This window comes from Sorangium sp. So ce1504 (genome assembly GCF_051521635.1).
Lineage (GTDB): Bacteria > Myxococcota_A > Polyangia > Polyangiales > Polyangiaceae > Sorangium > Sorangium cellulosum_B.
Map to the genome: position 1 here is coordinate 9,773,218 of NZ_CP150365.1, position 11,768 is coordinate 9,784,985.

Here is an 11,768-nt window from a genome sequence, read left to right on the forward strand (position 1 = left end):
CCTCAGGCGATCGAGGACGGCGCGCTCGACGCCCTGGGCGTGCGGGCCGTCCGGCTCACGCCGTTCCAGGAGAACCCTGCCGGCGCCTACCTGGCGAGCGACGGAGTCCGCCAGTTCACCGGAGTTCAATCACGGTTACCCTCCGCGCATCGGCACGGTCATTTCGGTCAGCACCGCGCGCTGGCCGCCGAAATAGTCCTGGGGCGCGCAGCCGAGGGCGCGCGTGAAGACGCGGTGGCATTGCGCATAACTCCCGAAACCGACGGCGTACGCCGCGCGCGCGAAGCTCGCGCCGCGATCCACCTCGGCGACGAACTGCATCAGCTTGAGCCGCGCGCGGTACTCGACGACGTTCACGCCCACGTCCTTGCGAAAACGCCGGCTGATCCCGCTCTCGCCCGTGTGCAGGCGCGCCGCGAGGGCCGCCCCGGGGAGATTCGGATCGAGCCGCAAGAGCTCGAAGATGCGGCGGCTTACCACGTGGGGGAGCGGCACGTTCGACAGCGACCGCTCGAAGAGCTCCGCGAGGCGATGCTCCACGACCGAGATGTCGCGCGCTCGGTCGAGCGCGCCGAGGAGCGCGAGCTCCTCGGCAAGCACGGCCGGCGTGAGCTGCACAGCGTCGAGCGCGACCTTCGACGCGGCCCCGGCGACGCGAGCCCCCAGCTCGGGGCGGAGCGCCGCGACGTACAGAACGAAATCGCTGCTCTCCTCGAGGAGCGCGTGATCTTGCCCAGGCGCGAAATAGAGCAGCGTGCCCGCCACGAGCGGCACCACGCGCTTCCCTATGCCCATGATGCCCGTGCCGCGGGCGACGAGGTTGATCTCCGGCTCCTCGTGGAAATGCCGGGGCCGACGGTACTGCGGCTGGTGACGGAAGACCTGGGCGCGCCGGCCGGCGAGCATCGGAAAGGGCTGGAACAACGCGGGCCGAGCGCTCAAGGCCAGGTCAGTGTGCGGCAGCGGGGACGCGGACAGAAAGCAAAAAATGCGAAGCGCTCTTGCGCCCGGTGCGCCAAGTGGAGCCCATGATGTCTTCGACGCGCTGCACGGTCGCTTCGCTTCTGTTCTCCGCATTCACCGCGCTGGCCTGTGACGACTCCAGCCAGCGCCCGGGCTCGGCGACCGGGGCTGGCGGGGACGGCACCGGCGCGGGTGCTGGTGGTGGTTCCAGCGCCGAAACGGGCAGCTCCATGGCGGGGACTGGGGCTGCGGGTGGCGCCTCCAGCGCCGGAGCCGGCGCGGGCGGCGCAGGCGGCGCAGGCGGAACGGCGGGTGGCACAGCAGCGGCAGGCGCCACGGGTAACGGCGGCTCTGCGGGCGGCCCTCCCCCGGCCGAAGAGGCCTTCACGCTGCTCTTCCGCGACGATTTCGATCAGCTGGACGCAGCTCGCTGGCAGCTGATGACACATTCCTGGACCGAGAATCTGGCGCTGTTCTCGCAATCCGCCGCTACCATCGAACGTGGCCAGCTGGTGCTCCGGCTCACGCCGGCCCCCCAGGGCACCGCCGACAGCTCCGGAGCCGCCAAGACCTTCCTGGGTGCCGAGGTTCGCTCCGTCGACTCGCTCACGTACGGGCGCGTGCGCGCTCGCGTCAAGCTGGCCCGAGGCTCGGCGGTCATCTCGTCCCTGGTCACGATCTACACCCCCTGGCCAGCGGACAACTGGAACGAGCTCGACATCGAGTGCCTAGGGGCCGAGCCGAATGACGTGCAGTTCAACGCCATGGTGTACACTGGCGCTCCGGTACGGCCCCCGGTGACGCAATCCGTCAGTCCGACTCAGCATCCGCAGAAGGTGGACCTCGGCTTCGATCCGAGCGAGGACTTTCACACGTACCAGATCGAATGGACGCCGTCCGGCGCCCGCTTTTCAGTCGACGACGTGCTCCGACACGAGTGGACGGAGCGCATCGACCTCATGGTGCTGCCGCAGAACGTGCTCATGACGATCTGGGCGTCGTCGAGCGCGTCCTGGGCCGGGGCCGTGACGGCCGAGACGGGCAAGGCGAGCGCGACGTACGATTGGATCGAGCTCTATCGGTACACGCCTTGATCGGGTCGCGAGACCAGGCCGCTCCGAGCGCGTGAGCTCACGCGGTTCGGCCCGACAACGCGCGAAGCGAACGCCTGGGTGCGGGGCGGAGCCCCGACGGAACCTGCGCGCGCCTGTTAGCGACGCGACAGCATGGGCGGAGCATCGCTGTTCTCCGCAGCGGCTGCGGTGGTTCAGGGCGACGCGCGCGCTGACATGCCTCTCGGGATCGGATACTGCTCGAGGCCATGTCGCGCCGCCGTTCTGCCGTCATTATCGCCGCTGTCTCCGCCATCATGCTCCCTGCCGTCCCGCTCGCGTGCGGGGGCGATCGCGAGCTCGACGCGGGCCAGGGGAAGGGCACGAGCGGCGCCGGGACGGCAGGCGCCAGTGCTGCTGGCGGCGAGGCGGCTGGAATAGGCGGCGCAGGCGGCGAGGCCGCAGGCGCTGGCGGGGCTGGCGGCGGCGCGCAGTACGGGAACGTGCTCTGTCCGACCTCGTTCACGTTCAACGCGCCTCCCGGGGCCACGGATGTGCGCGTCCCTGGCGAGTGGAACGGCTTCGATCTCGGCGCCGCCCCGCAGCTGCAGGGCGGTACGCAGGGCCGGCTCGTGGCCACCGTCGACCTGCCGCCGGGGCTTCACGGCTACAAGATCGCCTATCGGTCCGGCGGCGAGGTCTCGTGGGTGCTCGACCCGGCGGAGGGGCGCCGCAAGTACGTCGACGGGGTCGAGAACTCGGCCGTCAAGGTCCCTGACTGCCGCCTCCCGTCGTTCTCGGTCGCGTCCAGCCAGGCGACGCGGCCTGCCGCCGGACAGGGCGCCTTCGAGGCCCGGCTCGTCTACCGGGACGGCATCGAGGGCGCGGGCCCGGAGGCGGCCTCGTTCGAGGCGGTTCTACAGGGCCAGGACGGCGAGGCGCGCCCGCTCACGGATCAGGAGCTCTCGGTCGACGCGCGCGGCGACGTGCGGATCCAGCTGGGAGGCCTCGGCGACGGCAAATACCGCGTCACCCTCCGCGGGGCGACCCGGAGCGGCCGCGCCGGTGAGCCGCTCCGGCTGGTGTTCTGGGTCGAGGCCGAGCCGTTCTCCTGGGAGGACGCGCTCATCTACATGGTCGTCACCGATCGTTACCGCGACGGCGATCCGGCCTTGAACCCGCCCGCCACGCCGGGCGCCGATCCGCGGGGCGACTGGGCCGGCGGGGATCTCGAGGGGCTGCGGCAGGCGATCGAGGACGGCACGCTCGACGCCCTGGGTGTGCGGGCCATCTGGCTCACGCCGTTCCAGGAGAACCCCGCCGGCGCCTACCTGGCGAGCGATGGAGTCCACCAGGTCACCGGATATCACGGTTACTGGCCCATCAAGGCGCGCGAGGTGGATCCGCGGATCGGCGGCGCCGGGGCGCTCCGCGCGATGGTGGCCGAGGCGCACCGCCACGGGATCCGCGTCCTCCAGGACTTCGTGGTGAACCACGTCCACGAAGATCACGAGTACGTCTCGTCTCACCCGGATTGGTTCAGGACGGGGTGCGTCTGCGGGACGGACGGCTGCGACTGGACGTCGCACGCGCTCGATTGCATGTTCGCGAGCTACCTCCCCGACGTGGACCACACGGTCCCCGAGGCCAACGCCGCGTTCGTGGCGGACGCGATCCACTGGCTCGACGCGTTCGATCTCGACGGGCTCCGCGTGGACGCCGTGAAGCACGTGGAGGAGATCGCGACGCGCAACCTCGCCGCGGAGGTCCGGGAGGCGTTCGAGCCGGCCGGCACACGTTATTTCCTGATGGGCGAGACGGCGATGGGCTGGAGCGACTGCGCCGACCCGTGCAACGACGAGAACTACGGGACGATCGCGAGGTACATCGGACCTCAGGGGCTCGACGGCCAGCTCGATTTCGTCCTCTATCACGGGGTCTCTTACCGGACGTTCGGCTGGGGCGAGGAGGGCATGCTGCACGCCGCGTACTGGGTCGAGCACGGGCAGCGGCGGTGGCCGGAGGGCGCGATCATGACGCCGTACATCGGCAGCCACGACACGGCCCGGTTCGCGACGCTCGCCGACTACCGCGACGAGGCGGGGCCTCGCGGCCGGGAGGTCCCGGGCCGCCAGTGGTCGGACACCGCGGGAGCGCCCGAGTCGCCCGAGGTGTACGCGCGGGCGCGCCTCGCGATGGCGTGGCTCCTGGGCCTCCCGGGCGCTCCGCTGCTCTATTACGGCGACGAGTACGGCGCGTGGGGCGGTGCCGACCCGAACAACCGCGGCGTGTGGCGTCCGGAGGAGGATCTCACGGCGGACGAGCTGGAGACGCTCGATTTCGTGCGCGCGCTCGGGACCGCGCGCCGGGACATCCCCGCGCTCCGCCGCGGCGCCTACGTGAACCTCACCGCCACGGAGGACACGCTGGTCTTCGGCCGCCGGCACGGCCGGGGGGAGTCCGCCGTGGTGGCGCTGACGCGCGCGGGGACCGAGCAGCGCATCTCGGTCGAGGTCGCCCAGGCGCTCGGCCTCCCGCCCGGCACCGAGCTCAGGGACGCGCTCGGCGGCGCGAGCGAGGTCGTCTCCGCGACCGGCGTGCTCTCGATGAGCGTCCCGCCGGGCGGGGCGGTGATCTTCGCGCCGTGATCGCTGGCAGGCCGGCGGGGGCGGGCTCCGGCGGCGAGCGCAGGCCCAGCGGAGGCGGCGAAGCGGCTGGAGGAGCGCGGAAGGACGCGGCGACTCGCGCGCTGTCCGATTGAGCTCCGCAGCCGCCCCGGGTATGTCGGAGCGGTACGACATGCAGCCACCCAACGCGAGCCAGTTGCCCGAGGAGCTCCGCGCGCCGCCCCCGCGCCCCTGGGCGACCTTGCGGCATGTCCGGCATCAGCTGGCCGGCGTGGGGTACTCGCTGCTCTTCTGGGCGGGGCTGCTCGGGGTCGGCGCCTTCTACCGGCACATCGATTTCGTCGCGATGCTCCTCACGGTCTCGTTCGGCGTCATGCCGTTCGTGCTCCTGTATCAGGTGCTGGGTAGCTACACCGCCTGCCGCCTGGCGCTCCGCGGCGCGCCGTCGGCGGCGCACATCTACGAGGGGGCCGTCGTGACGAGGTACGGGACGGTGAACATCTGGCACGTCGTCGTCGCCGGCCAGCACGTGCGGATTCGCGCGAACGCGCCGCTCGACAGGAGCGTGGTGGTCCTCGTGACGCCCGAGACGCGGAGCGGCAAGCGCCGAGTCGGGGTCTATCATCCCCGGATCGGGATCTGCACATCGCTCGTGTGAGCCGCGCTCGCGGCGCTGTTGTTGCGGACTTAACCGCGTGAGACATTCGCCGGCATGCGAGCTGGGTCGGGTCTTTGCGTGCTGGTCATGGCCGTCCTGGTGCTGGCCGTCGTGGGGTGGATGGGCGCGCTCGGGTGCGCGGCGGGGCACGACGGCGCGGCGGCGGCGGCGCTCGTACAGCGCCGGTTCCCGGCGCAGGCCGCCGAGGTGCTGGGCAGCGGCGCTCCCGGCGCGCCTGTGGCGACCGGCGGCGGCTTCGCGCTGGGCGCGCCTGGCCTGGCGGGGCGCGGGCCGCGGCTCCAGGCCGAGCTGCCGCGCGACGGCGGCGGCTGGATGCGGCTCTCGGGCGCTGGCGGCTTCGAGGTGCGGGTGCGGGAGGCCGGCGCGTCCGGCCCGGGGGCGGTGTTCGACGGCGCGGTGATCTACGGCCGCGCGGGCGGCGCGTCGTTCTGGCGGGCGGTCGCCGGGGGCATCGAGGAATGGCTCACCGTGGCGCCGGGCGCCGTGCCGGCGGGTGAGCCCGCGGCCGTCTGGGAGGTGGACGGCGCGGCGCTGCGGCAGCGCGGCGAGGCCGTCGAGGTGGTGGACGCGGCGGGGACGCCGCGGCTGCGCGTCACCGCGCCGCGAGCGTTCGCGGAAGGCGGGCGGCCGATCGCGGCGCGCCTCGAGGCGCGCGGGGCGGAGATCGCGCTGCTTGTCGAGGCGTCGGGGGAGCTCCTGCTCGTGGATCCGCTGTGGCGCGCCGTCGGGGCGATGGCCACGAGGCGCGACGCCGGGCACACGGCCACGCTGCTGGGCGGCGACGACGGGCGGGTCCTGGTCGCGGGTGGCTATGGCGGCGAAGGCTATCTCGCGAGCGCGGAGCTGTACGACCCGGCGGACGACAGCTGGGCGCCGGCGCAGCCGATGAGCGAGGCGCGCGGCCAGCACGCCGCCCTGCGGCTGGCCAGCGGGCAGGTGTTGGTCGTGGGTGGCCGGGGCAGCGAGGGCTTGTTGACGAGCGCAGAGCTGTACGACCCGGCGGAGGACCGCTGGACGCCGACGCGACCGATGCGTGCTCCGCGCGAAGGGCACACGGCGACGCCGCTCGGCGACGGGCGGGTCCTCGTCACGGGCGGCCTCGACGGTGAGCTCGCGCTGGACAGCGCGGAGATCTATGACCCGACCGAGAACCTCTGGACCGCCGCGGCGCCGATGAGCGTTCGTCGTTACCAGCACACGGCGACGCCGCTCGGCGACGGGCGGGTCCTCGTCACAGGCGGACTCGAGCTGCAGGGCGCGCTGAACAGCGCGGAGATCTACGACCCGGCCGAGAACACCTGGACCGCCGCGGCGCCGATGCGCAACGCGCGCCACGAGCACGCGGCGACGCGTCTGAACGACGGACGCGTCCTCGTCACGGGCCGCTCGACGAGCGACCGGTACGGCGAGGGCGAGGAGGAGGAGGAAGAGTTCGCGAGCGCGGAGATCTACGACCCGGCGAGCGACGGCTGGGCGCTCACGGCGCCGATGAGCGTCGGGCGCACTCGCCACACGGCGACGCTGCTGGACGGCGGATGGGTCCTCGTCACGGGCGGGTCCGCGTCGTCCGAGTCCGGGTCCCTGGCGGGCGCGGAGATCTACGATCCGGCGGCAGGCTCGTGGTCGAACGTGCCGGCGATGGCCGCGGGCCGCAGCGCTCATACCGCGACGCTGCTCCCGGGCGGCGGCGTGCTCGTGACGGGCGGCAACCAGGACTTCGAGGCGAGCGCAGAGATCTACGACCTGGCGGGCGCAAGCCCGTGGTCGGAAGCAGCACCGATGCTCGACGCGCGCTACGACCACACGGCGACGTTGCTGAGCGACGGGCGGGTCCTCATCGCGGGGGGCTACGGAACCGCCCATGTCAGCCTCTCGGGCGCGGAGATCTTCGACCCGGCGGAGGGAACCTGGACCGCGGCGGAGGCGATGAGCGGCTCGCGCAGCGCGCACACGGCGACGCGGCTGAACGATGGGCGGGTCCTCGTCGCGGGCGGCCAAGGGATCGACTATGTCAGCCTCTCGGGCGCGGAGATCTTCGACCCCGACACGCGCGGCTGGAAAGCGGTAAAGCCGATGATCACGGCGCGCCAGCTTCACACGGCGACGTCGCTGAGGGACGGGCGGGTCCTCGTCGCGGGCGGTTATGGGGCCGATTATACCAACCTCTCGAGCGCGGAGATCTTCGACCCCGACACGGACGCCTGGTCGGCGACAGCGCCGATGAGCACCGCGCGCCAGGGTCACACGGCGACGTCGCTGAGGGACGGGCGGGTCCTCGTCGCGGGCGGTTATGGGGCCGACTATACCAACCTCTCGAGCGCGGAGATCTTCGACCCCGACACGGGCACCTGGTCGGCGACAGCGCCGATGAACGCCGCGCGCCAGAGCCACACGGCCACGCTGCTTGATGACGGCCAGGTCCTCGTCGTAGGCGGTTACGGGGCCGACAACGCCAACCTCGCGGCCGCGGAGGCGTATGATCCGGCGACCGATCGCTGGACGGCACGGGCTCCCATGAGCGCCGCGCGCCAGAACCACACAGCCACGTCGCTCCTGGACGGGCGGGTTCTCATCGCGGCGGGCATTGCCGGCGCTTACGGCTATGAGGGTAGCGCGACCGCGGAGGTGTACGACCAGGCCACCGACAGCTGGGCTCCGGCAGAGACGATGTACGTCCAGCGATCCTACCATGCGGCGACGCTGCTGAGCGATGGCAAGGTCCTGGTCACCGGCGGCGACGGGCCCGGCGGCATCCTCGCCGACGGCGAGCTCTTCATCCCTGCCCTCCCCGGCGATCCTTGCGAGACCGATGCGGACTGCGCCGGCGCCTCCTGCGTCGACGGCGTCTGCTGCGACGTCCCTTGCGCGGGCGCGTGCATGGCGTGCTCCGCCGCGAAGAAGGGCGCCGGCCCCGACGGCGCATGCGGCCCCATCCAGGCCGGCGCCGATCCGGACGACGACTGCGCCGCGGAGCCTGCCTCCTCCTGCGGCACCACCGGCCTCTGCGACGGCCGCGGCGGCTGCCAGCTGCGGGCGCAGGGCGCCCCCTGCGGCGCGGCCTCGTGCAAGGACGCCTCCGAGCTCGTCGAGGCCCCCCTCTGTGACGGCCTCGGGGTCTGTACCGAGGGCGACACGCGATCTTGCGCCGAGTACCGCTGCGTCGCGGGCGCCTGTCTCACGGGCTGCACCTTCGACACCCAGTGCGCCGACTCGGCCTACTGCGCGGCGACCGGCGGCGACTGCCTGCCGAAGAAGCCCGTCGGCGCCGCGTGCTCGCTCCCCAAGGAGTGCCTCAGCGGGCAGTGCAGGGCTGGAGCCTGCGAGCTCGACGCCGACGAGGACGGCATCGCCGACAGCGAGGACAACTGCCCTGCGGTCCCGAACACGCTTCAGGCCAACACCGATGGTGGCCTGTCGGCGGGCGATCTCCTCGGCGACGCCTGCGACGAGGACGACGACGCCGACGACGACGGCGACACGGTGGACAACTGCCCCCTCGTCGCGAACCCCGACCAGGCCGACGTCAACGGCGATGGGGTCGGCGACGCCTGCGATTGCGACAACCCGCGCAAGCCCGACGGCAGCCCCTGCGACGACGGCAACGCCTGCACGCAGACCGATACCTGCCAGAACGGCGCCTGCGTCGGCGGCGATCCCTTCGTGTGCCCGCAGCCCGACGCCTCCACCTGCAGGCGCGCCGTCTGCGCGCCGGCCACCGGCGCCTGCCAGAGGCGCTACAAGCTCGACGGCGCGCCCTGTCCAGGCGGCGAGTGCATCGCCGGGGGCTGCTTGCTCGCGGAGGCCGCCAGCGGCTCTGGAGGCGGCGCGGGTGGCGAGGGCCAGGGCGGAGAGGGCGACGGCGGCGGCGGCCAGGGCGGCGGCGGCCAGGGCGGCGGCGGCCAGGGCGGCGATGCCGCCGCGACTGGCTCCGGCGGGTCCGGCGGCAACGCCGGTGGCGCGGCTCCGGCGCCTGCTCCGGAGCGGAGCGCCCCGCCGCGCGCGCACGGCAACGGCTGCGCCCTGGCGCGCGGCGCTGGCCCTGACCCGGGCGGCTCGTCCCTGCCCTGGCTCCTCCTCGCCGCCTTGCTCGCCGCGCGCTCCAGGGGGTTCCGCGACTCAGCCTGATCCACCACCGCTCGCCGAGTTCTCGCTGGTCGTGCCCTTCCGACAGGCTCCCGGGCGGTTCGGTCATGCCTCGCTCACGCACAGCCAGGGACCAACTTGGGCCTCGTCCAGGACTCGAAGCGCGGGCGATAAGCGCGCGACGCGCAGCCCCCGGGGACCTCTGGGCCACACACCCGTACGCTCCGACACCGGCGTCAGCCCTCCCCGGGAGCCGGACGCTCTTGCGGCTCGCGACAGCTGCGCCTCTACTCGTTCACCATGACCACGACACTTCGCCTACCGGTCGACGACGAGCGGCTCGTCCAGCTGATCCGAGAGCGGCTCGACGAGCTGATCGCGGGCATCGATCGACGCATCGGCGCGCAGCTGGACGAGATCCTCCACCACCCGCTCTTTCAGCGTCTCGAGCGGGCCTGGCGCGGGCTCTGGTTCGTGGTCGAGAGGACGAGCTTCGACGAGAACATCCGGCTCGAGCTGCTCAATTGCTCGAAGGACGACCTGCGGGACGACTTCGCATCCGCAGGTGCGACCGACAAGAGCGGGCTCCACGCCATCGTCTATGCGCGCGCGATCGGGCGCGGGCACGAGCCGTACGGCGCCATCCTCGCGAACCTCGAGTTCGGCCCGGAGCCGGACGACGCAGCCCTGCTCCAGCGATGCGCGACGGTGGCGCTCCTGGCCCAGGCGCCCTTCGTGGCGGGGGCCTCGCCGCGCCTCCTCGGGGTGGAGAGCTACCACGCGCTCGGGGCTGCGGACCGAGCCCAGGACTCCGAGGCGCTGCAGCAGCTGCGCGCGGAGGAGTGCTCACGCGCGCTCGGGCTGGTCCTGCCGCGTTTTCTGCTGCGCGCGCCGTTCGGTCGCGGCGAGCGCGCCGAGGCGAGCTTCGCCTACGAGGAGAGCACCGAAGACCACGAGAGCTACTGCTGGGGCAACGCGAGCTTCGCCTTCGCGACCCGGCTCACCGACAGCTTCGCGCGTTACCGGTGGTGTCCCAACATCATCCGTCCCGGCGGCGGCGGGCTGATCGAGGGGCTACCGCGGCCCGAGGGAGAGGGCATGATCGAGACACCCACCGAGGTGGCGCTGTCCTTTCCCCAGGAAGCCGAGATCGCGGAGCGCGGATTGATCCCGCTCCTCGCGGTCGCTCCCGGGCAGGCATGCTTTTTCTCGGCGAACTCCCTGCAAGCTCCACGGTCCTTCGGCGACACGGACGAGGGCAGGGCCGCCGAGATGAATTACAGGCTTGGGACCCAGCTTCCCTGGCTCTTCGTCCTCGCCCGCATCGTTCATTATCTCAAGGTCATCTACCGCTCTTACCAGCACGCCTTCGAGACGCCGCAAGAAGCCGAGAAAGAGCTGAACGACTGGGTGTCTCAGTACGTCGCGGACCGAGAGGTGGTGACCGCGGCGTCGCGCACCCGGAGACCGCTGCGCAAGGTGAGAGTGCTCGTCCTGGACACCGAGCACGAGGGCGATTGGTACAGGCTCGGGGTGCAGCTCAGGCCTCACTTCAAGTACATGGGCGCGTTCTTCACGCTGAGCGTCTCCAGCCGGATCGAGAAGAGATGATCGCGCTCGACACGGACGATCCGATCCTCGCCCGCTTCGCTCGCGATCTCAACGCACAAGCATCGATTGGCGTCGACGATGGGCTTGACGTGAGGCCTGATCTCGAGCGCTTCTCCGCGGAGGACATCGAGCACGCCCAGCTCGCCTGGAGCCACCGTGTCCTGGGCGAGTACCGCGGGGTGGTGATCTACACCGAGCTGCTCGCTGCCCTCGTCGAGGCCGAGGCGCCGTACCCGGCGCTCGCCGCCGTCCACCGGATCATCGGGGACGAGCTCCGCCACAGCCGCCTGTGCGCGGAGGTCGTCGGATGGCTCGGAGGATGGGAGTCGCTCCACCTCGACCTCGGGGGGCAGCGCATGCCCCGCACCGACGATCCTCCGGCGGCCAGGGCGCTCGAGCTCGCCGCCCGCGAGCTCGTGCTCGTCGAGGAGGAGTCGGTGAGGACGCTCCGCGCCCACGTTCGCGCGGCCGAGGAGCCGTCGATCCGGCGGGTCTTCGAGTCGTTGCTGCGCGACGAGGTGCGCCACGCCGCCGCCGGACGCTCCCTCGTGGCGCTGATTGAGCGCTCGTACCCAGAGAGCGAGCTCGCGGGGGTACAGGCGCGCCTGCACGCCCGCCTGCCCGAGGAGCGACGGCACCTGCGCGAGCAGGCGCTCGCGCGGGCCGTTGGCGGCCCGGGGCGACAGCTCGGAGCAAGGCTCGCACCGGGCGATCTCGAGGCGTGAGCTGAGACATCGACTTCGTCGTGAGACG

At 72.3% G+C, this 11,768-nt stretch carries 7 protein-coding genes; 6 read left to right on the forward strand and 1 reads right to left on the reverse strand.

Features of this window, described 5'->3' with window-relative positions; all coding sequences use genetic code 11:
• Window positions 1-135: 135 nt before the first annotated feature.
• The gene (locus WMF39_RS36800; RefSeq protein WP_437741144.1) at window positions 136-924 is read right to left on the reverse strand and encodes a helix-turn-helix domain-containing protein; all 789 of its coding nucleotides are present in this window, start codon (window positions 922-924) and stop codon (window positions 136-138) included.
• Window positions 925-1,028: 104 nt separating this feature from the next.
• Between WMF39_RS36800 and WMF39_RS36805 the strand changes: the two genes are divergently transcribed.
• From WMF39_RS36805 to WMF39_RS36830, 6 genes are all read left to right on the forward strand, one after another.
• Window positions 1,029-2,057 carry a glycoside hydrolase family 16 protein gene (locus WMF39_RS36805; protein ID WP_437741145.1) on the forward strand — a complete coding sequence of 343 codons (1,029 nt, stop codon included), beginning with the start codon at window positions 1,029-1,031 and terminating at the stop codon, window positions 2,055-2,057.
• A gap of 275 nt (window positions 2,058-2,332) precedes the next feature.
• The gene (locus WMF39_RS36810; protein WP_437741146.1) at window positions 2,333-4,663 is read left to right on the forward strand and encodes an alpha-amylase family glycosyl hydrolase; all 2,331 of its coding nucleotides are present in this window, start codon (window positions 2,333-2,335) and stop codon (window positions 4,661-4,663) included.
• A gap of 151 nt (window positions 4,664-4,814) precedes the next feature.
• Window positions 4,815-5,300, forward strand: a complete 486-nt coding sequence (locus WMF39_RS36815; RefSeq protein WP_437741147.1) for a hypothetical protein — start codon at window positions 4,815-4,817, stop codon at window positions 5,298-5,300.
• Window positions 5,301-5,378: 78 nt separating this feature from the next.
• Entirely contained in the window at window positions 5,379-9,446 is a 4,068-nt protein-coding gene (locus WMF39_RS36820) for a kelch repeat-containing protein (RefSeq protein ID WP_437748079.1), read from the forward strand.
• A 258-nt stretch (window positions 9,447-9,704) separates the two neighbouring features.
• Window positions 9,705-11,015 carry a type VI secretion system contractile sheath large subunit gene (gene tssC / locus WMF39_RS36825; protein WP_437741148.1) on the forward strand — a complete coding sequence of 437 codons (1,311 nt, stop codon included), beginning with the start codon at window positions 9,705-9,707 and terminating at the stop codon, window positions 11,013-11,015.
• Window positions 11,012-11,740, forward strand: a complete 729-nt coding sequence (locus WMF39_RS36830; RefSeq protein WP_437741149.1) for a ferritin-like domain-containing protein — start codon at window positions 11,012-11,014, stop codon at window positions 11,738-11,740. The genes tssC and WMF39_RS36830 overlap by 4 nt, the downstream gene beginning before the upstream one ends.
• The last annotated feature ends 28 nt before the right edge of the window (window positions 11,741-11,768 follow it).